The 23,222-nt window shown below is 38.9% G+C and carries 23 protein-coding genes and 8 tRNA genes; 30 read left to right on the forward strand and 1 reads right to left on the reverse strand.

What is annotated here, in order from left to right; genetic code table 11:
- Positions 1-53: 53 nt before the first annotated feature.
- The 17 genes from rpsU (at position 54) to N0B48_RS11090 (ending at position 11,904) form a co-directional block, all read left to right on the forward strand.
- Positions 54-251: a 30S ribosomal protein S21 gene (rpsU, locus tag N0B48_RS11010; protein ID WP_034723363.1), complete on the forward strand. Its 198-nt coding sequence runs from the start codon at positions 54-56 to the stop codon at positions 249-251.
- A gap of 81 nt (positions 252-332) precedes the next feature.
- On the forward strand, positions 333-1,220 hold the full coding sequence (locus tag N0B48_RS11015; RefSeq protein WP_259839235.1) for a tyrosine-type recombinase/integrase: 888 nt from the start codon (positions 333-335) through the stop codon (positions 1,218-1,220).
- Positions 1,217-1,507 (forward strand): HPF/RaiA family ribosome-associated protein, encoded by a 291-nt coding sequence (locus tag N0B48_RS11020; RefSeq protein ID WP_223606560.1) that lies wholly within the window; start codon positions 1,217-1,219, stop codon positions 1,505-1,507. The genes N0B48_RS11015 and N0B48_RS11020 overlap by 4 nt, the downstream gene beginning before the upstream one ends.
- Positions 1,508-1,615: 108 nt before the next feature.
- A tRNA-Thr gene (locus N0B48_RS11025) sits at positions 1,616-1,689 on the forward strand.
- Positions 1,690-1,707: 18 nt separating this feature from the next.
- Positions 1,708-1,788 (forward strand) — tRNA-Tyr (locus N0B48_RS11030).
- 90 nt (positions 1,789-1,878) lie between these two features.
- Positions 1,879-1,951: transfer RNA gene (locus tag N0B48_RS11035), tRNA-Gly, on the forward strand.
- Between the two features lie 92 nt (positions 1,952-2,043).
- Positions 2,044-2,117: transfer RNA gene (locus N0B48_RS11040), tRNA-Thr, on the forward strand.
- Between the two features lie 20 nt (positions 2,118-2,137).
- A tRNA-Tyr gene (locus N0B48_RS11045) sits at positions 2,138-2,218 on the forward strand.
- Between the two features lie 87 nt (positions 2,219-2,305).
- Positions 2,306-2,378, forward strand: a tRNA-Gly gene (locus tag N0B48_RS11050).
- A gap of 42 nt (positions 2,379-2,420) precedes the next feature.
- Positions 2,421-2,492, forward strand: a tRNA-Thr gene (locus tag N0B48_RS11055).
- A 321-nt stretch (positions 2,493-2,813) separates the two neighbouring features.
- Positions 2,814-3,032 (forward strand): bacteriocin-like protein, encoded by a 219-nt coding sequence (locus N0B48_RS11060; protein ID WP_259838854.1) that lies wholly within the window; start codon positions 2,814-2,816, stop codon positions 3,030-3,032.
- A 43-nt stretch (positions 3,033-3,075) separates the two neighbouring features.
- The gene (locus tag N0B48_RS11065; RefSeq protein WP_259838855.1) at positions 3,076-3,888 is read left to right on the forward strand and encodes a GLPGLI family protein; all 813 of its coding nucleotides are present in this window, start codon (positions 3,076-3,078) and stop codon (positions 3,886-3,888) included.
- A gap of 109 nt (positions 3,889-3,997) precedes the next feature.
- On the forward strand, positions 3,998-4,678 hold the full coding sequence (locus N0B48_RS11070) for a response regulator transcription factor (RefSeq protein WP_099768828.1): 681 nt from the start codon (positions 3,998-4,000) through the stop codon (positions 4,676-4,678).
- On the forward strand, positions 4,679-6,049 hold the full coding sequence (locus N0B48_RS11075) for an ATP-binding protein (protein ID WP_259838858.1): 1,371 nt from the start codon (positions 4,679-4,681) through the stop codon (positions 6,047-6,049).
- 183 nt (positions 6,050-6,232) lie between these two features.
- Positions 6,233-7,474, forward strand: coding sequence for a TolC family protein (locus tag N0B48_RS11080; RefSeq protein WP_259838859.1), 1,242 nt, complete (start codon positions 6,233-6,235; stop codon positions 7,472-7,474).
- A gap of 3 nt (positions 7,475-7,477) precedes the next feature.
- Positions 7,478-8,563 carry an efflux RND transporter periplasmic adaptor subunit gene (locus N0B48_RS11085; protein WP_259838860.1) on the forward strand — a complete coding sequence of 362 codons (1,086 nt, stop codon included), beginning with the start codon at positions 7,478-7,480 and terminating at the stop codon, positions 8,561-8,563.
- 242 nt (positions 8,564-8,805) lie between these two features.
- On the forward strand, positions 8,806-11,904 hold the full coding sequence (locus tag N0B48_RS11090; RefSeq protein WP_259838862.1) for an efflux RND transporter permease subunit: 3,099 nt from the start codon (positions 8,806-8,808) through the stop codon (positions 11,902-11,904).
- A gap of 84 nt (positions 11,905-11,988) precedes the next feature.
- On the opposite strand, the gene N0B48_RS11095 is transcribed toward N0B48_RS11090, so the two are convergent.
- The gene (locus N0B48_RS11095) at positions 11,989-13,491 is read right to left on the reverse strand and encodes a DUF4394 domain-containing protein (protein WP_259838863.1); all 1,503 of its coding nucleotides are present in this window, start codon (positions 13,489-13,491) and stop codon (positions 11,989-11,991) included.
- Positions 13,492-13,823: 332 nt separating this feature from the next.
- On the opposite strand from N0B48_RS11095, the gene tuf reads away from it, so the two are divergent.
- From tuf to N0B48_RS11160, 13 genes are all read left to right on the forward strand, one after another.
- The gene (gene tuf / locus N0B48_RS11100) at positions 13,824-15,038 is read left to right on the forward strand and encodes an elongation factor Tu (protein WP_259838864.1); all 1,215 of its coding nucleotides are present in this window, start codon (positions 13,824-13,826) and stop codon (positions 15,036-15,038) included.
- A gap of 54 nt (positions 15,039-15,092) precedes the next feature.
- Positions 15,093-15,163: transfer RNA gene (locus tag N0B48_RS11105), tRNA-Trp, on the forward strand.
- Positions 15,164-15,175: 12 nt separating this feature from the next.
- Positions 15,176-15,382 carry a preprotein translocase subunit SecE gene (secE, locus tag N0B48_RS11110; protein ID WP_034702507.1) on the forward strand — a complete coding sequence of 69 codons (207 nt, stop codon included), beginning with the start codon at positions 15,176-15,178 and terminating at the stop codon, positions 15,380-15,382.
- A gap of 17 nt (positions 15,383-15,399) precedes the next feature.
- Positions 15,400-15,942, forward strand: a complete 543-nt coding sequence (nusG, locus tag N0B48_RS11115) for a transcription termination/antitermination protein NusG (RefSeq protein WP_259838865.1) — start codon at positions 15,400-15,402, stop codon at positions 15,940-15,942.
- A 593-nt stretch (positions 15,943-16,535) separates the two neighbouring features.
- A complete protein-coding gene (locus tag N0B48_RS11120; protein WP_259838866.1) occupies positions 16,536-17,153 on the forward strand; it encodes a hypothetical protein in 618 nt (205 codons plus the stop codon).
- Between the two features lie 13 nt (positions 17,154-17,166).
- A complete protein-coding gene (locus N0B48_RS11125; RefSeq protein WP_259838867.1) occupies positions 17,167-17,814 on the forward strand; it encodes a hypothetical protein in 648 nt (215 codons plus the stop codon).
- A gap of 8 nt (positions 17,815-17,822) precedes the next feature.
- Positions 17,823-18,491 carry a hypothetical protein gene (locus N0B48_RS11130; RefSeq protein ID WP_259838868.1) on the forward strand — a complete coding sequence of 223 codons (669 nt, stop codon included), beginning with the start codon at positions 17,823-17,825 and terminating at the stop codon, positions 18,489-18,491.
- A gap of 400 nt (positions 18,492-18,891) precedes the next feature.
- On the forward strand, positions 18,892-19,338 hold the full coding sequence (gene rplK / locus N0B48_RS11135) for a 50S ribosomal protein L11 (protein ID WP_034723381.1): 447 nt from the start codon (positions 18,892-18,894) through the stop codon (positions 19,336-19,338).
- 11 nt (positions 19,339-19,349) lie between these two features.
- Positions 19,350-20,042: a 50S ribosomal protein L1 gene (gene rplA, locus N0B48_RS11140; RefSeq protein ID WP_034723382.1), complete on the forward strand. Its 693-nt coding sequence runs from the start codon at positions 19,350-19,352 to the stop codon at positions 20,040-20,042.
- 17 nt (positions 20,043-20,059) lie between these two features.
- Complete coding sequence (rplJ, locus tag N0B48_RS11145) at positions 20,060-20,656, forward strand: 50S ribosomal protein L10 (protein WP_047452852.1); 597 nt, start codon at positions 20,060-20,062, stop codon at positions 20,654-20,656.
- A 45-nt stretch (positions 20,657-20,701) separates the two neighbouring features.
- The gene (gene rplL, locus N0B48_RS11150) at positions 20,702-21,070 is read left to right on the forward strand and encodes a 50S ribosomal protein L7/L12 (RefSeq protein ID WP_034723387.1); all 369 of its coding nucleotides are present in this window, start codon (positions 20,702-20,704) and stop codon (positions 21,068-21,070) included.
- A 275-nt stretch (positions 21,071-21,345) separates the two neighbouring features.
- The gene (locus N0B48_RS11155; RefSeq protein ID WP_259838870.1) at positions 21,346-21,879 is read left to right on the forward strand and encodes a hypothetical protein; all 534 of its coding nucleotides are present in this window, start codon (positions 21,346-21,348) and stop codon (positions 21,877-21,879) included.
- Positions 21,880-22,017: 138 nt separating this feature from the next.
- Positions 22,018-23,190 carry a phage tail-like protein gene (locus tag N0B48_RS11160; protein WP_259838871.1) on the forward strand — a complete coding sequence of 391 codons (1,173 nt, stop codon included), beginning with the start codon at positions 22,018-22,020 and terminating at the stop codon, positions 23,188-23,190.
- The last annotated feature ends 32 nt before the right edge of the window (positions 23,191-23,222 follow it).

Genomic DNA, 23,222 nt, shown 5'->3' on the forward strand with positions numbered 1-23,222 from the left:
TTGTGAATTAATGAAAAAATGCTAACTTTGCAATCCAAAATGAGATGTAAAATATGTTAATAATTCCAGTAAAAGATGGGGAATCCATCGACAGAGCATTAAAAAAATATAAAAGAAAATTTGATAAAACGGGTACAGTTCGTCAATTGAGATCTAGACAAGCGTTTATTAAGCCTTCTGTAACTTTAAGACAATCTAGACTGAAAGCCGCTTACAAACAAAGAGGCCTTAGTAAGGAAGAACAGGCTTAAGATTTTTCTTAACCACATATAATTCACTTCTTAAATATTCGTATATTTGAGAGGTGAATTTTTGTTTTTATACCTTACATGATGCTGGATAAATATATAGAATACGTACAGTTCGAAAAGAGGTATTCGCCTCATACCGTTACAAGCTACAAAAAAGACCTTGACGATTTTTCTCATTTCTACCTCAAAACAGAAGGTTCCGAAGATATTTCCAAAGCCGATAAAAAAGTCATCAGAAATTTTATTGTTGAACTAAGTGAAAATAATATTTCAAAAAGGAGTATCAATAGAAAATTATCTACTCTTCGAAGTTTTTATTTATTTCTTCTAAAAATCGGAGAAATCAAAGTTTCTCCCGCAGAAAGCATTCCATCCCTTAAGTTTTACGCTGAAAAACAGATTCCTATCTCACAGGAAGAAATGCAGGCCCTTAGCGATCGTGTTCTCCCGGAGCATCATGATCTCCTTGATCAATGCATTATTGAAGTACTATATCAGACCGGAATGCGTAAAGCTGAGCTTTGTGGCCTGATGTTTGAGTATGTTAATTTAAGCGGAAACGAGCTTAGGGTAATAGGAAAGGGAAATAAAGAACGCTTTATTCCCATCTCCGACGATCTGTCTCATCTGCTGGAAAGTTACCTGAAAATAAGGAAACCGGAAGACCCATATAAATCATATTTTTTCGTTAACAAAAAGGGTAAAAAACTCGCTGAAAAATTTGTTTATGTGGTAGTTAATAAGTACCTTAGTCTTGTAACAACGAAAGAAAAAAGAAGTCCTCACATCCTTCGGCATAGCTTTGCTACGCATGTTTTGGATAATGGGGCGGAGATCTCCAAAGTAAAAAAAATATTAGGGCATTCCAGTCTTGCAAGTACTCAAGTCTATACGAATGCCAATATTGAACAATTGAAAAAAGTGTTTAATCAGGCTCACCCTCGAGCATCTAAAAAAGAAGAATTATGAAGATTACAGTTCACTCAATTGGTTTAACTCCACACGAACCATTAGAATCACACATTGACAAAAAAGTAAGCAAGTTGGAAACCTTCTATGATAAAATTCATGAGTGTAAGGTGTTCCTAAAAGTTGAAAACGCTTCGGATAGAAACAATAAAACTACCGAGCTTATCCTGGCCGTTCCGGGTGACGATATCGTTGTAAAAAAGACATCTGAAACTTTTGAAGAAAGTTTAGACCTTTGCGTTGATACTGCTAAAAAGCTACTAATCAAGAAAAAAGAGATGGCGTAAGAAAAAAAGATAAAAAAAGTCATAAAAAAGTTTGAGAATTCAAAAAAACCGTTCTATATTTGCACTCGCAAAAAGGGAACAGCGTTCTTTTGAATTCTTTTTGTTTATGCCTCCATAGCTCAGTTGGCTAGAGCAGCTGATTTGTAATCAGCAGGTCGTGGGTTCGAGTCCCTCTGGAGGCTCTTTTAATATAAACATTCGGGAAGATTCCAGAGTGGCTAAATGGGACTGACTGTAACTCAGTTGCTTCGGCTTCGCAGGTTCGAATCCTGCTCTTCCCACAGTTTATATTTTAAAAAAAAGTCTTGCAGATTTCAAGAAATTTTCTTAGATTTGCAAACCGTTAAACCAATAGTTTTGGAAACAAAATTGCGAAAGTAGCTCAGTTGGTAGAGCGTCAGCCTTCCAAGCTGAATGTCGCGAGTTCGACCCTCGTCTTTCGCTCAAAAAGTCAGACTGAAAAGAATGATTTTTTTAACTACTGAAAAGCTTAGAGTAGAATTTTCTCAAAAGCTTTCAGTCAAAACATTAAAATTGCCTCCATAGCTCAGTTGGCTAGAGCAGCTGATTTGTAATCAGCAGGTCGTGGGTTCGAGTCCCTCTGGAGGCTCAATTTTAATATAAACTTTTGGGAAGATTCCAGAGTGGCTAAATGGGACTGACTGTAACTCAGTTGCTTCGGCTTCGCAGGTTCGAATCCTGCTCTTCCCACTATTTTATATTAAAAAAAATCTTGCAGATTTAAAAGGATTTTCCTAGATTTGCAAAGCGTTTACCAATAGTTTTGGAAACAAAATTGCGGAAGTAGCTCAGTTGGTAGAGCGTCAGCCTTCCAAGCTGAATGTCGCGAGTTCGACCCTCGTCTTCCGCTCAAAGAAAATCACGCTGATTAGTGTGATTTTTTTTAGTTAGTGCCGACTTAGCTCAGCGGTAGAGTGCTTCCTTGGTAAGGAAGAGGTCACGGGTTCAAGTCCCGTAGTTGGCTCTCCAGATTTCCCGAATTTCTTTCGGGATTTTTTTTGCCCAAAAATTTCCAAACTTAAAATTTAACGAAGCCAAATAATAAACCTACAGATAAAACGATCTCCTGGTTCGTATCAATGTAACAATACTTTCCCCGCCATTCCTTATAGTATTTGATATCTGTGAAAGAAACAGGATGCAGCTTCTCTCCCGATTTTAAGACCTGCCTGACGAATATATTATGAACCGAATAATAATTAATGTTAAAAGCTGATTTCCCTCATGTGTGATATTTGAGATGAAACATATATTTGTTATCTAAACTTTAAACCAAAGTATAACAATGAAAAACTTAAAGAAGATTTCAAGAACAGATTTGAAAGAAATTATTGGTAACGGAGGCGGTATGACATGCCGTGGTGGAGAATGTATGGGTGGTACTGGTGATGATGGGGGTGAAGTAAGATACGTCAGATGCTGTAAAGAGTTCGCAAATCCTCCTCAGTGTGGAGATTCTTGCGGAACAACATGTGGTAAGGGATATTATGCTCAATACTGTTAATTAAAAAATCAGGCTCCCGAACAGGGAGCTTATTTTATATATCATGAAAAAATTTCTTCCAAGACTTATTTCTTTTGTTGTTATTTTTTTTCTGAGCGCTAAGGCTTATTCTCAAAACTTAATGTTGGTATATGACTACACGTACAAACCAGACAGCTTATCGGAGAACTCAGAAAAAGAACCTATGTTTTTGTGGATCAACAATAAGCAGTCTACATTTGCCAGCTATGAAAGACTGAAAACAGATTCACTCTATCTGCAGGACAAGAAGACCGATTTTACCAATGGGAAAATTTTCTGGAAGATCAATAAAAACCTTAGTTCCCGAGAAATTACCGAAACTCAGTATTCCTATCCCGTCATGTATTTATTTCCGGATGAAGTAAAATTGAACTGGGAATTAATTGACGAGACAAAAGAATCTTTCGGATATATGCTCTATAAAGCGAAAACCCGTTTTAGAGGGAGAATCTGGGAAGCCTGGTACTGTCCTAAAATACCCATCAGTGACGGACCTTTCAAGTTTAGTGGTCTGCCGGGGATAATATTTGAAATTTCTGATACCAGGAATCATCATAGGTTTTCATTAATAAAACTGTACAAAACAGATTTCGATGTCCTAGGTTTAAAAAGTTCCCTCTTTATAGAAAAGCAGCAAAAAATTTCAAAGAAGGAATATCTGAAATTGAGAAAAATTGAAATAGACGATCCGGCGAGAGGTTTTAAAGCAGATGTATACAACGGAAAGATTGTTCTGAAAGACAGAGATCCGAAGGAGATCATCAGAGGAATCGAAAAGAAAGCTTTGGAAGACAGGAAAAAGAATAATAATCCCATTGAACTGAATCAGCGTTAAATCTAATCTTTAATTTTAATACTCCCGGAAGAAAACGATTGGATACAGCATCGCCAATTAACTTGAATACTCATAAATTTTCGTTAAATTCGTATCAAATAAATTTTTGATGAATATTCTTTTATTGGAAGATGACCTTATTCTCTCGGCAGAACTCTGCAGGTTTTTGGAATCGAACAGCTTTACCTGTGACAAAATCTATGATGGTGAAACCTTTCTCCGTCAGATCAAAAACAATACTTACGACCTGTATTTGCTGGATATTAATGTTCCCAAAATAAACGGGCTGGATGTCTGCCAGACCATCCGTTCTTTCGATAAAAATACACCCATCATCATTATTTCGGCTTACGGAGATATTTCCGATAAAAAAGATGCCTTCACAAGACTGGCAGACGATTATCTGGTAAAACCTTTTCAGTTTGAGGAGCTCTTGTTAAGAATCAATTCCCTATTGAGACGAAAAGCACCATCTGATGCGGCGGATCAGGATATCATCAGAGTAGACGACCTTATCATCAATAAAACAGAACAGAAGGTGTACAGAGCAGGCAATGAGATTGCACTTACACTAAAAGAATTCCAGTTGCTGGTGTATCTTGCCGAAGCGCAGGGAAGGACTGTTTCCAAACAGCAGATCACCGAACACGTATGGGAGCATAACTTCAATACGAATACCAATACGGTAGAAGTCTACATCAACTTTCTGCGAAAAAAGATCGATAAAGATTTTAAACTGAAACTGATACACACCCGTTCCGGTTTCGGATATTACCTAAGCCCATTGTAGATGTCTTTAAAAAGAAAGATAGCATTAACGATCAGTATCGCTTTTTCCCTGCTTTTTGCAATGGTGATGGCGGTTATCTATCTGTCTTTTAATGATTTCAGAAGAGATGAATTCAAGGAAAGGTTCAGACAGCGTCTTGAATTTACCTCCCACTTCATTTCAAAGTCTAAAGATTTCGAAGAAGAAGCCCCGATCTTTTTTAACGAAAACTCAGATAACATCCTTCTCAACGAAACCATCTTAATTTTCAACAGCGAGAAAGAGTTAATCTACAGCACGATTAAAGACCGTAATGTAACCTGGGACAGTGCCCTTCTCAAGGAGCTGGATGAAAAGAAAATCATATACACGGAAAAAACAGTTCCCGAAATCTATGCGGCGCTCCGGAATATCAATGGTGAAAATTATTACATCCTCACCAGCGCACTAGATACCAACGGAAAATCGAAACTGGAATACCTGAAATACCTTTTGATCACAGCTTATGTAATGAGTACTCTTCTGATCGGGTTTTTCAGTTATTACTTTATGGGACAGTTTCTACGCCCTCTGGAAGATCTGAATACCGAAATTTCGGAAGTCACAGCTCATAAACTCACCACGCAGATTCCCGTTCAGGAGTCGGACGATGAAATCAATGTTCTGGCTAAATCATTTAATACCATGATTGCAAGGCTGGATGATGTCTTTCAGTCGCAGAAAGATTTTACGGCAAGTGCTTCCCATGAAATCAGGACTCCTATTACCAGAATGGCATTTCAGCTGGAAAACCTGATTAAATTTGAGGAACATTCACCAGAGACTTTAACTTCCTTAAAACAGATTCAAAAAGATGTTTATCAATTGTCGGATCTTACCAATTCTCTTTTACTCCTCACCAAATTTGATAAGGAAAATATTCAGAGTATTTATGAAGAAGTAAGAATTGACGAAGTTATTTTTGAAGCCTTCGAAGCCGTAGAAAAAAGCTACCCGTCACTTAAACTGGATTTCCTGATCTCTGAAGATACTTCTGAAAATGGTCTTCTGACGATAAGCGGTATCCAGTCTCTGCTGGTCATCGTCTTTATTAATCTTTTTAAAAACGCAGCGGTTTATTCCGATGATGAAGAAGTGGATGTTCTGATTACGGAAACCAACGATCAGCTTACGGTAGATGTTATTTCCCGCGGCAATACGATTCCTGAAGAAGAACAGGCTAAATTATTTGAAGCCTTTATGCGCGGAAATAATTCTCAAAATATTTCCGGCTCCGGTCTTGGACTTCGAATTGTAAAAAGAATTCTTGAATACCACGGCGCAGAGATCATATATTCATCTCCTGCTGAACAGACCAATACGTTCAGTATCATCTTTAATAAGCAAATATAATTACGTCCTCGCTTTGTACTTCTGTAGTACATAGGCTTCCTGTCTTCTATCCTCCATCCTGTGATTTTCCCAACAAATACAGCATTTATCGATGTTCATAAGTCAAATTTAATTTTTTTTTAAGGCTCCTTTAAGGTCGTTTTAATCGTATAGCGGCAATTTTGTACCATAAATAAAGATAGAATGAACAAAATTGCAGGGCTGTTTATTGCCATCTCCTCATTCATGGCAGGGCAGCAACAGATGTCACTTTTGGACTGTGAAGAGGCTTTTCAGAAAAACAATCTTCAGCTTCTCGCAGAACAGTACAACATCAACATGGCCGATGCAGATATCCTGCAGGCTAAGATATGGCAACTTCCACAGCTGAGCGGACAGATCAATGCCTACAATCCTGAAGGTAAGAAAGCCTTTGATATAGGACATGCCAAAGGAGCAGAGATCACCCAGCTGATTTACATGGGCGGAAAAAAGAAAAACGAAATTGCTTTTGCAAAATCAAACAAAGAACTGGCACAGCTTCAGTTTTCGCAGCTTCTGGTGGATCTTAGAACCCAGCTTCACGCAGCGTATTTCAATCTGTATTACGAAAAACTGAAACTGGATAACACCAATAAGCAGTTGGGATACATGAATGATCTTTTGAGTGCTTACCGTGCACAATCTGCCAAAGGTAACGTTTCCCTTAAAGACGAAGTAAGACTGCAGAGTCTCGTGATCCAGCTTAATAATGATAAACTGGGAATCAATAAAAATATCCTTGAATTTGAACAGAGTTTAAAAGTCCTGACTGGAATATCAGATGATATAGAACCCCAGCTTTCCGATGTAGATGCCAAAGAAATTCTTGCGACTCAGCCTTTCGGAGATGAAAATGAATTAAAGAAAAAAGCCCTGGAAAACAATTCCGACTACCAGTATTTCTTAAAATTAATAGACAACAGTAAACTATACGCACAATGGCAGAAATCTCTGAATGTTCCGGATCTTAACGTAGGAGCCGGATGGGACCAGAATGGAGGAACCTTTAAAAACGAGGTCAATCTGATGGTCGGTATTCCGTTGCCCTTATGGAAATCCAATCAGGGAAATATGGTAAAAGCGAATTTCGCGATTCAGCAGAACGAGAAAAATGCAGATTATCAGAAACTGAACCTTGAAACCAAAGTGCAGTCTGCCTACAAAACCTGGAAAAGCCAGTACGATCAGCTTGCCGAGATCAAATCCACAGACCTTAGCAATATGGAACTGGTGTATGACGGAATGCTGAAAAATTTCAGAAAAGGAAACGTCAACCTTATAGAATTTACAGATTTCATGGATAGCTACAGACAAACAGCGCTCCAGATCTATGATATGAAGAATGAAATCATGCAGTCGGCAGAACAACTTAATCAACTAATACAAACGAAAATCTTCTATTAAGCTATGAAAAAATATATAATCCCTGTACTGATAGCACTTTCATTACTGTCATGTGCAAAAAAAGAGGAAGAAAAAGCACCACAGGCAAAGAAAGGTTTTGAACTGAGCAACACCATGCTTAATTCCATCGCTCTGGCTAAAGTGGAAACGAAAAATATAGAAGACCAATACAGTTTTTACGGAAAGATTTCTGCCGATAAAAACAGTTATATCGATGTATATCCTTTAGTGGGTGGAAATGTCTTAAGTGTGAATGCTGAACTTGGAGATTATGTGAGAAAAGGGCAGGTACTGGCTACCATCAGAAGTACGGAACTGGCCGAAGTTCAGAAAGATGTGAGTGATGCAAAGACAGATTTGGTCGTGGCCCAAAATAACCTGCGTGTCGCCAAAGAAATGTACGAAGGAAAGCTGAATACGGAAAGAGAAGTTCTTGAAGCCAGAAGTGTCGTACAGAAAGCCCAGGATCAGATGCAGAGAGCCACAGCCGTAAGCACGGTGTACAATGTGAAAAAAGGAAATATCTATAGCGTTCTTGCGCCTATCAGCGGATACGTCGTTCAGAAGAACATCAATAAAGATATGCAGCTGAGAAGCGACAGAAGTGAAAATATTTTTGACGTTGCCAATACGACAAATGTATGGGCCATCATGAATGTGAATGAAGCTGATATTGATAAAATAAGCCTGGGAATGAAAGCACAAGTTTCCACACTGTCTTACCCGGATAAAGTTTTTGACGGAAGAATTGATAAAATATTCAAGATCATTGATCCGGAAACCAATTCCATGCAGGCAAGAGTCGTGCTGGATAATGCCAACGGCCTGCTGATTCCGGAAAGTAAAGCAACCATCAAAGTGTCCAGTTCAGAGAATAGTACAGCGCTTACCATACCTTCAAAAGGCGTAATCTTCGATGACAACAGAAGTTTTGTAGTCGTTTTCAAATCCAGAACCGATATAAAAGTGAAAGAAATAAAGATATTAAAGCAGGTGGGAGATATCACCTACATAGCCGGAGGTCTGTCTGAAGGGGAAGAAGTGATCACCAATAATCAGCTGCTGATCTACCGTTCCCTGAACAGTTAAATTTTTAGTTGAATGTAATTTAAAACATTAAGAATTATTGAAATGTTGAAGTAAGAAGTTAAGTTGAATTAAGAAAAACATCTGAAGATATTTTTAAGCACTCCGCTTACCCAAATTCGCTTGCGAATTGCTTAACTATTCTTCACCTCTTCATTTCCTTAATGGTTCAGAAAACATATTGAAAAAACAGGAAGAATCGAAAATTTTTCAACGGCTTTTTTAGGTCACCAATTTAATCTATCATGAATAAATTCATTAAAAATATAATTGCTTTCTCGTTAAAAAACAAAGCATTTACCTTTATCTGGGTAGCTATTTTGGCCATTGCGGGTTTTATAAGTTTCAAAAATATGCCCATTGAAGCTTTCCCCGATGTTACCAATACCCAGATCGTCATTATAACCCAATGGAATGGACGTAGCGCAGAGGAAGTGGAACGTTTTGTCACTACGCCCATCGAATTGGCTATGAGCCCGGTTCAGAAGAAAACGAGTGTGAGAAGTACCACCATGTTTGGGCTCTCTATCGTTAAAATTCTTTTCGACGATGGGGTGGATGATACTTTCGCCAGAAATCAGGTGAATAACCAATTAAGAACCGTAAGCCTTCCTGATGAGGTAGATCCGGAAGTTCAGCCACCCTACGGGCCTACCGGGGAAATTTTCAGATATACCCTGGAAAGTAAAACGAAAGATTCCAGAGAGCTGCTTACCCTTCAGAACTGGGTGATCGACCGTGCACTGAGAGGGGTTCCGGGAGTGGCTGACATCAATGTTTTCGGAGGTCAGGATAAAGTTTTCGAATTAAGTATTGATCCGAGAGCTTTAGATAAATACAATCTGACGCCGCTTCAGGTGTATGATGCCGTTACCAAAAGCAATTTAAATGTCGGAGGTGATGTGATTGAGAAAAACGGACAGGCCTATGTGGTAAGAGGAATCGGTCTTGTAAAATCTGTCGCAGACATTGGAAATATTACTATTCAGAATGACAGCGGAAACCCGGTATTGGTAAGATATGTAGCAGACGTTCACGAAAGTTCTATGCCGAGAGTAGGGCAGGCCGGTCTTAATAAACATGAAGACACGGTAGAAGGAATCGTGGTGATGAGAAAAGGGGAGAACCCGAGGGAAGTGCTGGTTGGAGTAAAAGCGAAGATCAAAGAACTTAACGAGAAGGTTCTTCCGAAAGACGTCAAAATGGTAACATTCTACGACCGTGACAACCTGATGGACTTCACCACACACACCGTGATGCACAACCTGATCGAGGGAATCATCCTGGTTACCGTGATCGTCCTGATCTTTATGGCCGACTGGAGAACTACTTTTATCGTTTCCATTATCATTCCGTTGTCCTTATTATTTGCATTTTTATGCTTAAAACTGGCGGGAATGAGTGCGAACCTGCTTTCATTGGGAGCAGTAGACTTTGGGATCATCATTGACGGAGCCGTCGTCATGGTGGAAGGGCTCTTTGTGATGCTCGACCACAAAGCCCTCAAATATGGGACAGAAAAATTTAATAAACTCTCAAAAGGAGGCTGGATCAAGCAGACGGGAACCGGCTTAGGAAAGGCGATTTTCTTTTCAAAATTAATTATCATCACCTCTCTGATCCCAATTTTCTCATTCCAGAAAGTGGAAGGAAAAATGTTCTCACCGCTGGCATTTACATTAGGATTTGCGTTGATAGGAGCATTGATATTTACCCTAACGCTGGTTCCGGTTCTTTCCCACATCTTATTAAACAAGAATGTAAGAGAAAAAAACAACCCGTTTGTGAATTTTTGGGACAGAATTGTACTGAAAGGATTCAACTATACTTTTAAACATAAAAAAATGAGTTTAATTGTTGCCATATCCTTCATGGTCGTAACCTTGTTCTCCGGAAAATTCCTAGGAACAGAATTCCTGCCGCAGCTGAATGAAGGCTCACTTTGGATCACAGCAGAAATGCCGATGAGCTCATCATTAAAAGAATCATTGAAAACAGCAGATCTTTTAAAGAAAGACATTATGAGCTTTTCCGAGGTCACCGATGTTTTGGCTCAGACAGGACGCAGTAATGACGGAACAGACCCGAACGGATTTGGATTTGTGCAGTTTGCGGTCAATCTTAAGCCTAAGGATGAATGGAAACGGAAGATCAGCTATGAAGAACTGATTGAAGAGATTGATAAAAAACTCAGAAGTTACCAGGGAATTACTTTTAATTATTCCCAGCCGATCTCAGATAACGTGGCAGAAGCGGTAGCCGGTTTCAAAGCAGAAAACGGGATCAAGATTTATGGGGATAATCTGGAAACCTTAGATAAGTTAGCTGATCAGGTTTTAAAACAGATCAAAGATGTAGAAGGGGTAAAAGATCCGGGAATCATTAAAAATATCGGACAACCGGAGGTAAGCGTGGTGCTGGACAGAGATAAAATGGCGGCTTACGGTGTGATGCCGGATGATGCACAGTCTGTACTGGAAATGGCATTCGGAGGGAAAACCGCTTCAGAAATGTTCGACGGCGAAAGAAAATTCCCAATCCGTCTCCGTTACTCTCAGGAATACAGAAAAGATGAAAATGATATCGCTTCATTGATGGTTCCTACACAGGGCGGAGCAAAAATTCCGCTGAAAGAGATCAGTACCATTGTAAAAGATAACGGAGCAGCATTTATTTACAGAGATGATATTAAACGATACATCGGGGTTAAATTCTCGATCCGTGACCGTGACTTAGGAAGCACCATTGCCGATGCACAGAAAAAAGTAGCCAATATCGATCTTCCGGATGGCTATTCCATTGGCTGGACCGGTCAGTTTGAAAACCAGCAGAGAGCTTCACACAGACTGGCGCAGGTGGTTCCGATCAGTATTCTGGGAATTTTCTTCTTATTGTTTATCCTGTTTGGAAATATGAAAGACTCATTACTGGTATTGGCGAATGTACCTTTCGCATTGATTGGGGGAATTATTGCCCTTCACCTGACCAGAATGAATTTCGGAATTTCCGCAGGAGTAGGAATGATTGCCCTCCTCGGAATCTGTATCCAGAACGGGGTCATCCTGATCACAGAGTTTCACCAGAATGTCAAGGACGGATTGAGTTTGGATAATGCCATATTAAACGGCGTAAAATCTAGAACACGTCCTGTTATCATGACGGCGCTGATGGCTTCGATAGGATTGATGCCGGCTGCATTGTCCACAGGTATCGGTTCGGAATCTCAGAAACCTTTAGCCATCGTAATTATCGGAGGTTTGATTACAGCGACCGTATTAACTCTGTTGATCTTCCCGATTATCTTCTGGATCTTCAACAGGACAAAGAAGTCCCAACAGATTTAAAATTTCTTCTATCTATATTAAGTGAAGCGCGGAAAACATAGTTTTCCGCGCTTCTTGGTATCGAAATAATTATTATGAGTCTTTTTAAAATCCTAAGCCTACGGCAAAAGCTTTTACAGCATTAGGGTAATCAGAAACGGCTGTAGCAGCTCCCGATGTCGTATTGACGGTATATAATTTCGTTGAGGTTCCCACCGTAGCCATCAGGTAGGCTTTCTGGCTTACACTGCCGATATCAAAACCGTTAGCATTCGTAATATTGATGCCTAAAGAACCGGTTTCTACCAGAGTTCCGTTATTGGGAGGCGTTTGTTGGTATAATTTATCTGTATTATGATCGATCACGAATAGAGTAGTAGCCGTAGTTCCGACAAAATTATTCGTATAAGCGGCTGCACCAATCATTGCTGTAACCGGACTGATGGCTGTATCTACCGCTGTGATGCCTCCGGTAACAGGATCTAAACGAAGATTTTGTCCGGTGTTACTCACTACCCGTATTTTATCAACCATTGGATTGAAATCAAATCCGAAATCCGTGCCTGCCAGTAAAGTGGCGAAAGGTGAACTTCCCACAGCTGTGGCAGCACCGGTTCCTAAATTAATAGTGTAAATTCTGCTTGAACTTCCCAAAGCATACAGCTGCCCGTTCAAAGGACGGAAATCGATCCCCAGAATATTTTCTCCGGTCTGAAGTCCTGCCACAGTTTTTGAAACCGGCATCGGGCTGTTCGGATTGAAAATCTGCAGATTGTTTGAATTGTCAATAGCATAGGCTACCGCTTCTGTAGGAATCGCAAGATCGATAATCGCTTGCGGAAATGATCCTATAAAAGTCGCTTTACCATTATTCAGGTCCAGCACATGTAATTTTTCGTTTAAAGCCAGTAAAGCTGTACTGTTATCAAATTTAATATCAAAAGCGGCCTGTCCTGAGAAGGTAGCTCCAAGACTTCCTACTTCCACTAAAGTTCCGTTATTCGGAGGATCCTGCTTAAATAACTTTCCGGAAACGGGATCAATATCGTATAAAACAGTGGAGGAAGCACCTGCTTTGCTGTTCGTATAGGCTACACCGTTGATACTTGGCGTTCCGGCACCTGAGATATTGGTATCCGTTGCTGCTACTGCTCCGGTTTCAGGGTGAAGTCTTAAATTTTGTCCGGTATTACTCACCAACCGGATTCTGTCTACCGTTGGATTAAAATCAATGGAAGCTATCGTTCCGGAAACGGCAGGCGTGAAAGCTGTAGCGCTTACCATTCTTGCAGAAGCACTGGCTGTATTGATGATGTATAATTTGCTGGCATTCGACAGAGCATATAATTCTCCGGTAGCCGGTCTGAAATCGATGCTCATTAGTTTTTCGCCGGTTGTAATTCCTGTAATGGCTGTTTTAGCGGCAAATGTTTTAGGATTATTGGCATTGAAAGAAACCAGTTCATTCATTCCTGTAAGTCCGTAAGCCATAAGATCCGGCCCGGTTACATTGCTGTCCGGTATCATCATCGGATCATCGGAATTGTCGCACGAAAAAAAAGTTGTCACGGTCATCAGGACCAGAAAGAAGTGTAATAATGTTCTCATAATATTATTTTTAGTGGTTTATAGTATGTACGAGAAAACATTTAAAGCGGTTTTTTTATCATGAATTTAATGGATAAAAAAATATTTTTGGGTTCTATATTATTCAGAACGAATCAGATAGTTTACAATTTGGAATAAAAACGTTTGAGATGATTTTTTTCAATCCGGAAATTTGTGTAAATTTGCAGTCTCAATACATTGAAATATAAGGTTTGTGCTTCTTTGATTTGAATATTGAAATTTTTTTAATGAAAAAGGTTTTGGTATTTAAAAAAATCATTATATTTGCACACCGAAAAATTGAAAAATAATAAAATAAATAATTTTAAATCATGGCAAAGGAAACGTTTAATCGTAACAAACCACACTTGAACATTGGTACTATTGGTCACGTTGACCATGGTAAAACTACTCTTACAGCTGCAATTTCTGCTGTATTAGCTAGCAAAGGTCTTGCTGAGAAAAAAGACTTCTCTGCAATTGACTCTGCTCCAGAAGAAAAAGAAAGAGGTATTACTATCAATACTGCTCACATCGAATACGAAACTGAAAAAAGACACTATGCTCACGTTGACTGTCCAGGTCACGCGGATTACGTAAAGAACATGGTAACTGGTGCTGCTCAAATGGACGGAGCTATTGTAGTATGTGCTGCAACTGACGGTCCAATGCCTCAGACTAGAGAACATATCCTACTTTGTCGTCAGGTAAACGTACCTAGAATCGTTGTTTTCATGAACAAAGTTGACATGGTAGATGATGCTGAGTTATTAGAGCTTGTTGAAATGGAACTTAGAGACTTATTGTCTACTTACGATTTCGACGGTGATAACTCTCCAGTAATTCAAGGTTCTGCACTTGGTGCTCTTACAGCTGCTACTGCAGAAGGAGGTGCTAAGACTGATGACCAATGGTTCAAGAGCGTTGAGGAATTAATGGATGCTGTTGATACTTGGATCGAGCAACCACCAAGAGATACTGATAAGCCATTCTTGATGCCAATTGAAGACGTATTCTCTATTACAGGTAGAGGTACTGTTGCAACTGGTAGAATTGAAGCTGGTATCATCAACACTGGTGATCCTGTTGATATCATCGGTATGGGTGAAGAAAAATTAACTTCTACTATTACAGGAGTTGAGATGTTCAGAAAAATCCTTGACAGAGGTGAAGCTGGAGATAACGTAGGTCTATTGTTGAGAGGTATTGAAAAAACTGACATCAAGAGAGGTATGGTAATCGCTAAGAAAGATTCTGTTAAGCCACACAAAAAATTCAAAGCTTCTGTTTATATCCTTTCTAAGGAAGAAGGTGGACGTCACACTCCATTCCACAACAAGTACCGTCCTCAGTTCTACGTAAGAACTACTGACGTTACAGGTGAGATCTTCTTACCAGAAGGTGTAGAAATGGTAATGCCTGGTGATAACTTAGAGATCACTGTAGAATTGTTACAGCCAATCGCTCTTAACGTAGGTCTTAGATTTGCGATCAGAGAAGGAGGTAGAACAGTTGGTTCAGGTCAGGTAACTGAAATCTTAGACTAATCATCTTAAAATAAATAAAGCTTCCGAAGGGAAACTCTCGGAAGCTTTTTATCTACGGGCATCGTCCAATGGTAGGATACCGGTCTCCAAAACCGTTGATCAGGGTTCGAATCCTTGTGCCCGTGCAAATATTAATTATGAGTTCATTTGTTGATTTTTTAAAAGGTTCTTATAACGAATTCAGACATAAAGTTGAATGGCCAAAATGGGCTGATCTTCAGTCTTCGACTATTGTAGTAACTATCGCTACGGTGATTTTGGCATTGTTTACCTTTGGAGTTGATGAATTGTTTTCAAAAGCAATCAGCAACATAATCGGAATGCTAATTAACGTATTCAACTAAAAAAGTATTTTCCCATAATGAGCGAATTGAAATGGTATGTGCTGAAAGCAATCAGCGGACAGGAAAATAAAGTGAAAAACTATATTGAGACAGAAATCAAACGTCTAGGGTTTGAGCAGTACGTTACTCAAGTGGTTATTCCTATGGAAAAGGTTATACAGATTAGAAACGGTAAAAAAGTTCCTAAAGAGAAACCTTACTATCCTGGATACCTGATGATCGAAGCTGATCTGATGGGTGAAATTCCTCACGCGATTAAGAATATTCCGGGAGTGATATCTTTCCTTAGCTTAACGAAAGGAGGTGATCCTGTTCCAATGAGAAAGTCTGAAGTAAACAGAATGTTGGGAAGAATGGATGAGCTTTCAGAGTTTGCAAGCGATATTGAAATCCCATACATTGTAGGTGAAAACGTTAAAGTAATTGACGGGCCTTTCAATGGATTCAACGGTACTGTTGAGAAGATTCTTGAGGATAAGAAGAAAATTGAAGTTTCTGTATTGATCTTCGGTAGAAAAACTCCAATGGAGTTGAGCTATATGCAGGTAGAAAAAGTATAATTCATACTTTTAAAATATACAAAGACCGCTGAAAAGCGGTCTTTTTTTGTGTCCAAAATGTAGAATCTGTTGCAAGATTTTGAGAGAATATATGCTTATCACCTAACAAGTAACTTGATTCTGGGAATTATTTACGGTAAGAAATACAAAAAGGAAATATCAGATTAGATGATTCTAGGAAGAGGTAGTATGCATCGGTTTAGTTAATCGTTCTCTATTTATCCCAGCTAATTTTTTTTTAATAAGTATTTTCATAAAAATGAATCGGTGGAGAGGCTAATTTATTAAAATGCGGTGTGGTAAAAAATGTTCATTGTGAAGTTCGTATAAAAGGGAGTTTGTTTTTATTTAGTTATCACTGATTTGTGAAAAAGTAGTAGATTTTTATCGAGATAAAGATTTATTTTTTGATTTATTTTCATGTGGCATGCTTCTTGTAAAGTTGTATCCAGTTAATCCATAAAGTTTTATCCTTTTAAATGGTTATACCTGCACATTGCAGAGTATGGGCAATTGTTATGTTTTTCAAAACAGAAAAAGAGATAAAATAATAGAAGATTAGTAAAAAAAAACAAACACAATACACAAGTCCAATGACTAAAATTATTTCGATGGTGCTTCTTGCATGCACTACACTCATGAACGCTCAGGTTGGTATAAATACCTCTAAACCTGAAAAAGATCTGACCGTAAATGGAACCATGAAGACCTCAGGAATAGTCTTCAAAAATCCTTTGGAAAAATTAGGAGCTGATGAAAATTATACTTTCGTGATCAAGTCTCCCGCTCCGGAAAACAAAATTACGGCTTACAATGATACTTTTGTACCCAACTCTCCAGCACCCATCAATCTTATTCAGTTTAAAATCACCTGTGACCCTTCAGATAAAGACTGGGTGAATCAGTTTGATACCAAGATCAATTCAAACAAATTTCTTGTGGTGATCTCTTCTTTCGGATTTACGCAGGCGGTAAGAACTTATTCTGCAGACTGGCTGACTCCGGTACCGCAGATCTTTGCTTATTCTTCCGGTGGAACATGGAAACTGAAAGCAGACTACCAGGGATTTGCTCCGGATAATTCTTTTCCAACAGGTGAATGGACGTTGAATCTACTGGTTTTTGACAAAGCCTACGCAAAAGAACTGAATACTACACAAGATCTCGGAGCTTCTACCACCGGTGCAGCTGCAACTCCATTACTTCAATAAAAAACATAACATAATGAAAAAATTAATCACATTCTTTCTTGTGGCGGGTACTTTTTTTGCCGCAAGAGCTCAGGTTGGAATTAATACCGCAAATCCTCAGGGAACTTTAGATGTAGCCGGAGAAACTTTGGTAGAATCTTACCTTGTAGATACCGTAAACTCACCGGCAAGAGGAAACTATTTTCTTTTGACCCGTTCAAAAGATACTTCTCCTGTAGGAAAAATTAAAATGCTTGACATTTCGCTGCGTAATGTAGCACCGGTGAATACCTATAATGTCATTCTGAAAAATGTAAGCCAGGACGAGGTTATTAATCTGAATACAGGCTTAGAAACCAGTAAATATGTGGTAGCGATTACCGGAGCAGTTTTCTCTAACGCCGTTTCAGCAGCGAATACTTCCACAAGTCCTAAATCTTTCGGAGCTTATTCTACGGAAGTGACTCAGGTGACGAGCGGAGGAAAGACTTATCATGCTATTAATTTAAGCTTTAAAGGAGCAGGCACGGTGTCTTCTACAAATGGAACATGGACGCTTACCCTTAATGTCTTTGAAAAATCTCTGGTAAAAGAATGGGGAACATTCACGGGATCTGTTTCGGCTTCGGCTTCACCGATTTATTCAGGAGTTTCAACTAACACGCCTTTAGGGCTTCAATAATGATGATCATGGAAAAAAGAATTTATATTATAATGATAGTATTTCTGGGAATTATGATGAATGCCCAGTCCGGAAGAGTAGGAATCAAAACCACCAATCCGCAAGAAACACTGGATGTAAACGGCCAAACGTATACAAACTCTCTGTATCTTAGAAATCCTGGAGAACCTACTATGACCGGAGGAAGCTTTCTGGCTACTTCCGAAAATTCACTTCAGCTTTATGATCCGACTTTGGAAAGCAGCGGACTGTTTAATTATCTCAAACTTTCACTTACCGGAATTTCAGGAGCTGGAATTTCAGATTATGACACTAAGATTGATGCTGATAAGTTCCTTGTCGTTGTTCATAATTATTCATTTAAAATGAATGACGGAACCACCAACGTGGCGCTTGACTATGGCGATAACGGGACAAATGACAACAGACAGGGATCTCCGGATGTGACTGCATTTAAAAGTAAAGGGACATGGCATGTCAGAGCAAGGTTTACAGATAGCAAGCTTATTGCCCTTACCTCTGCAAATCCTGGAAGAACATATAATAATTTTACAGTAGATCTTTATCTTATGGCCTATAAAAGACTGATCACAAAGCAGAATATCACCGATATCAATACTGATCTCGGAGGAACCAATGGTTCTGCACGTACAGTGAACAAACCTTCAGGGTTTTAATCAGGAAAGAAACATCTTAACATATACTCTAAGCCATATCTGATGATGTGGCTTTTATTTGCGTAATAACATTTGAGAAGATGTATTCTGAGTAGGTATTGGTTCTGTATTAGTGGATTTCATATGGTGATTGAGTCATTTTGCTTTGATACTCCAACAAAATATTAAAAAACACACATAAAAGTAAATGGTACAGTTTTATGGATTTCGTTTTTAGTAAATGTAGAAAAAAAATAATTATTTGTAATTCTTTCTAAAAATCAACACATTCCATTTGCTAATTCAAAAATATTTCATAATTTTGCAGTCCGAAAAGTAGATTTACTGTATGTGAGTCGGTAATCTGCTGAATAATAAATGCTTCCAAACTCATTAATTATTCAAACTAAAAAAATTAAAAATGGCTAAGAAAGTCTTTAAAATGGTAAAACTTCAGGTGAAAGGTGGCGCAGCTAACCCTTCTCCACCAGTAGGTCCAGCATTGGGTTCTGCAGGTGTGAACATCATGGAGTTTTGTAAGCAATTTAACGGGAGAACCCAAGATAAGCCAGGGCAAGTTTTACCTGTAGTAATTACAGTATACGAAGACAAATCTTTTGAATTCGTTATTAAAACTCCACCTGCAGCGATCCAGTTAATGGATGCAGCTAAGATCAAGGGAGGTTCCGGTGAACCAAACAGAAACAAAGTAGGTTCTGTGTCTTGGGATCAGGTGAAGAAAATCGCTGAGGATAAAATGACTGACCTTAACTGCTTTACAATCGATTCTGCAGTTTCTATGGTTGCAGGTACTGCTAGATCTATGGGATTAAGAGTAACAGGAACTAAACCAACTTTTAACGCTTAAAACTAATAGAAATGGCAAAATTGACTAAAAAGCAAAAGGAAGCTTTAAGCAAAGTAGAAAAAGGAAGAATCTATAGCCTTGAAGAAGGTTCTGCTCTTGTAAAAGAAGTAAACACTACGAAGTTTGATGCTTCTGTAGATATCGCTGTAAGATTGGGTGTAGATCCAAGAAAAGCAAACCAAATGGTAAGAGGTGTAGTATCTCTTCCTCACGGAACTGGTAAAGATGTTAAAGTTTTAGCTCTTGTTACACCAGATAAAGAAGCTGAAGCTAAAGAAGCTGGAGCTGACTATGTAGGTCTTGACGAATATTTACAGAAAATAAAAGAAGGTTGGACAGACGTTGACGTTATCGTTACGATGCCAGCTGTTATGGGTAAATTAGGTCCATTAGGTAGAGTATTAGGTCCAAGAGGTTTAATGCCAAACCCTAAGTCAGGAACTGTAACCATGGAAATTGGTAAAGCAGTAGCTGAAGTAAAAGCAGGTAAAATTGATTTCAAAGTAGACAAGTATGGTATCATCCATGCTGGTATTGGTAAAGTATCTTTCGATGCTGCCAAGATCAAAGAAAATGCTCAGGAATTAATTTCGACATTGATCAAAATGAAACCAACTGCTGCTAAAGGTACTTATGTGAAGAGTGTTTATCTTTCTTCTACAATGAGCCCAGGTATTGCAATTGATAGTAAATCTGTTAACTAATAATAATCCTTAAGACAATGACAAAAGACCAAAAAGTTGTAGCAATACAAGAGATCAAAGACTTGCTTCAGGATGCGAAAGTAGTTTACGTAGCAGATCTAGACGGTTTGAACGCTGCTAAATCTTCTGATTTCAGAAGACAGGCTTTCAAGCAGAATATCAAAGTGAAAGTGGTGAAAAATACACTTTTACAAAAAGCAATGGAGCAAATTGACGGAGTAGATTTCTCTGAAATGTTTGAAACTTTCAAAGGTAACTCTGCTTTGATGATTGCTGATACAGCTAATGCTCCTGCAAAATTAATCAAAGACTTTAGAAAAAAAGAAGAGAAGCCGGCTTTGAAGTCTGCTTTCGTTCAGGAAACTTTCTATGTTGGTGACAACAACCTTGATGCGCTAGTAAGCATTAAGTCTAGAGAAGAAATGATCGGTGAAATCATCGGATTACTTCAGTCTCCAATTCAAAGAGTTGTTTCTGCTCTTCAAAACAAATCTGAAACAGTAGAAGCTACAGCTGAAGAAGCTGCTGCACCTGCTGTAGAAGAAACTCCTGCTGCTGAGGCTACAGAAGCTCCTGCTGCAGAAAGCACTGACGAAACGCCAGCTGCTGAATAATACTCTCAAAAAATTAAATAAATAATCAACAAAAACATTACAACAATGTCAGATTTAAAAAATTTAGCTGAAACGCTAGTAAACCTAACTGTAAAAGACGTAAACGAATTAGCTACTATCCTTAAGGATGAGTACGGAATTGAGCCAGCTGCTGCTGCTGTAGTTGTTGCTGCAGGTGGTGCAGGTGAAGCTGCTGAAGAAAAGACTGAATTCGACGTAATTCTTAAGTCTGCAGGTGCATCTAAATTGGCTATCGTTAAATTGGTAAAAGATTTAACTGGTGCTGGTCTTAAAGAAGCTAAAGATATCGTAGACGGAGCTCCTGCTGCTATCAAGCAAGGAATCTCTAAAGACGAAGCTGAAGCTCTTAAGAAGCAATTAGAAGAAGCTGGTGCTGAAGTAGAATTGAAATAATTCAATTTACTATAAAATAGGAAGCCCGGACAGCAATGTCCGGGCTTTTTTTTGTTTTTATGATATTTCAAAACCGTACATATTTCCCAACGGTATTTGAATATGTTTACCGGGTGTTGTTGTATATTTGAATATGATTATTGATTTAATTAAAATTAACATAATTAAATAATTATTATTCATGAAATTGTATATTTTATATCAAAATTTAATATTAAAATATTGTTTTGATTGAAAAATTACTATATTTGTACCGAAAAAAAACACATACACATTTGAAAAGAAGTTACTTTATCTTCTATGGCTCTGCTGTAGCATATTGTATTAGTATGCTGGCCGCACTGCAGATAGGAAGTCTAAGCACCACATCTTCAACAGTACATAAATCTACTGCCTCTTCGTGCTATTCTCATAAAACAGACTGTTTTGAAAGCCCTACAGAATGCTCAGAAAAAGATAAAGTGGTAAGCTCTGCTATTGAACCATATATTCCTGCTGTCAGTACCATCTCCCCAGAAATGTCTGCTGATAGAGAACAGCAGAAGAATAAGATGAGTTCCAGAAACGTATATCATGTGAAAACCGGAAGTACGGAATCTATCCGTCCTGCTTTAGTTCATCATGATTCCTTAAAGAAAATCCTTTCTTTTATGACCTCCGATAAACTGTGTACAAGTCATCATTCAGATCTTGCATCTGCTGATATGAAAGCAGTACAATACGGAACATCAGTCAGCTATTCCGTCGAAGATTCTAAAAGTCTGGGAGGTTTTGATTCTATTATTGAATTTCCGGATAAATTATCTTAGCCCAACCGCAGACAGACACTACCATCCATATACTTTAACGAAAAATAGACATTTCCGCTCCCGACCAGAGTGTAAAAAGATAAGGTATGCCTCTTCTAAAAAATAAAACACACAAAAAAAAGACAAATATCACTAAAAATGAAAAACAGATTATTAACGCTCGCGGCTTTGTCCTTCTATATTGGAATAAACGCACAAGTAGGAATTAATACAAACCAAGGACAGGCAACCCTTGATGTGGTAGGATCTCCTTCAGTCACCACAAAAATGGATGGGATTATTGCTCCCAGACTGACCGAGACAGAGTTGAATAAAAAAACATATGGGACACCTCAGATAGGAGCGTTGGTCTATGTGACATTAGCAGACATCGCGCCTGCGGGACAAACTGTAAATATTACTAGTCCTGGATATTATTATTTTGACGGAACGCAATGGCAAAAGCAGACAGGAACGGAATGGCAAGTGAAAGGAAATGCTAGCGGTGAAATTTCTACATCGGCAGAAGTTTTAGGCGCTGCGCCGGCTTCCGCGAATTATCTGGGAACTAAAGGAACTGCGGATCTTGTAGTGATTACGGCTAATAAAGTTCATGCGGTTCTTGACGCAGCAGGAGGCTTGTCAGGAGGAGGTGAAAATGCTTCAAGTCTTTCATGGGGAAGTACAAATGTGATCAATGCTACTTCAAATAACATCGCTCTGGGAAGAGGCAATACGGCGACTGCTTCAGCTGCCAATTTTCCGGGAGTAGCCATCGGATCAGCAAATGTAGTGAGTAACGGGGGTAAAGTTTTTGGTGCCGGAAATACAGCGGTATTGGCAAATAATTTCGCTTTCGGAGGATTTAACAGAACAGGAAACTCTGTAGCGGTTGCCGTTGGGTACTCTAATGATGCTTCAGGAGGAGGTTTTGCTTTTGGAGCCAATAACACGGTCACTCTGAATAATTTTGCTTTTGGAAGTAATAATACAGTGGCCGGAACAGGTTCTATCGCGATAGGAATTGGAGGAACTTCTACAGGTAGCCAGTCTACATATGCCAATACCACACAGGTATTTTCCGGACAGGGCGCTGTAGGTACCGTGCTGACTGATGTGGGAATCAATATGACCCCGAATTCTACAAACTATGCAGATCTGGAAGTAAGCAAAGCTGTTCAGATCAAATCTACGGCTACAAGGCCTACATGTGATGCCGGTAACGCCGGATCAATCATTTATGAGGTGGCCACTGTGCTGGGCGTGACATCGGGTAATTTCGTAGGGTGCAAACAAACCAATACGACCACTTACGGGTGGCAGACTTTATAATAAGAAACACAAACTTTTAACATACAATAAAA

It is taken from the genome of Chryseobacterium herbae, from assembly GCF_025154075.1.
GTDB lineage: Bacteria > Bacteroidota > Bacteroidia > Flavobacteriales > Weeksellaceae > Chryseobacterium > Chryseobacterium herbae.

Coding starts and splice junctions, on each gene's coding strand:
- N0B48_RS11080 (WP_259838859.1), top strand. CDS start 6,233: ATGAACAAAATTGCAGGGCTGTTTATTGCCATCTCCTCATTCATGGCA.
- tuf (WP_259838864.1), top strand. CDS start 13,824: ATGGCAAAGGAAACGTTTAATCGTAACAAACCACACTTGAACATTGGT.
- N0B48_RS11130 (WP_259838868.1), top strand. CDS start 17,823: ATGGAAAAAAGAATTTATATTATAATGATAGTATTTCTGGGAATTATG.
- N0B48_RS11015 (WP_259839235.1), top strand. CDS start 333: ATGCTGGATAAATATATAGAATACGTACAGTTCGAAAAGAGGTATTCG.
- N0B48_RS11075 (WP_259838858.1), top strand. CDS start 4,679: ATGTCTTTAAAAAGAAAGATAGCATTAACGATCAGTATCGCTTTTTCC.
- N0B48_RS11120 (WP_259838866.1), top strand. CDS start 16,536: ATGACTAAAATTATTTCGATGGTGCTTCTTGCATGCACTACACTCATG.
- rplL (WP_034723387.1), top strand. CDS start 20,702: ATGTCAGATTTAAAAAATTTAGCTGAAACGCTAGTAAACCTAACTGTA.
- N0B48_RS11095 (WP_259838863.1), bottom strand. CDS start 13,491: ATGAGAACATTATTACACTTCTTTCTGGTCCTGATGACCGTGACAACT.
- rplK (WP_034723381.1), top strand. CDS start 18,892: ATGGCTAAGAAAGTCTTTAAAATGGTAAAACTTCAGGTGAAAGGTGGC.
- rplJ (WP_047452852.1), top strand. CDS start 20,060: ATGACAAAAGACCAAAAAGTTGTAGCAATACAAGAGATCAAAGACTTG.
- N0B48_RS11125 (WP_259838867.1), top strand. CDS start 17,167: ATGAAAAAATTAATCACATTCTTTCTTGTGGCGGGTACTTTTTTTGCC.
- N0B48_RS11060 (WP_259838854.1), top strand. CDS start 2,814: ATGAAAAACTTAAAGAAGATTTCAAGAACAGATTTGAAAGAAATTATT.
- rpsU (WP_034723363.1), top strand. CDS start 54: ATGTTAATAATTCCAGTAAAAGATGGGGAATCCATCGACAGAGCATTA.
- N0B48_RS11065 (WP_259838855.1), top strand. CDS start 3,076: ATGAAAAAATTTCTTCCAAGACTTATTTCTTTTGTTGTTATTTTTTTT.
- N0B48_RS11160 (WP_259838871.1), top strand. CDS start 22,018: ATGAAAAACAGATTATTAACGCTCGCGGCTTTGTCCTTCTATATTGGA.
- secE (WP_034702507.1), top strand. CDS start 15,176: ATGAGTTCATTTGTTGATTTTTTAAAAGGTTCTTATAACGAATTCAGA.
- N0B48_RS11090 (WP_259838862.1), top strand. CDS start 8,806: ATGAATAAATTCATTAAAAATATAATTGCTTTCTCGTTAAAAAACAAA.
- rplA (WP_034723382.1), top strand. CDS start 19,350: ATGGCAAAATTGACTAAAAAGCAAAAGGAAGCTTTAAGCAAAGTAGAA.
- N0B48_RS11085 (WP_259838860.1), top strand. CDS start 7,478: ATGAAAAAATATATAATCCCTGTACTGATAGCACTTTCATTACTGTCA.
- N0B48_RS11070 (WP_099768828.1), top strand. CDS start 3,998: ATGAATATTCTTTTATTGGAAGATGACCTTATTCTCTCGGCAGAACTC.
- N0B48_RS11020 (WP_223606560.1), top strand. CDS start 1,217: ATGAAGATTACAGTTCACTCAATTGGTTTAACTCCACACGAACCATTA.
- nusG (WP_259838865.1), top strand. CDS start 15,400: ATGAGCGAATTGAAATGGTATGTGCTGAAAGCAATCAGCGGACAGGAA.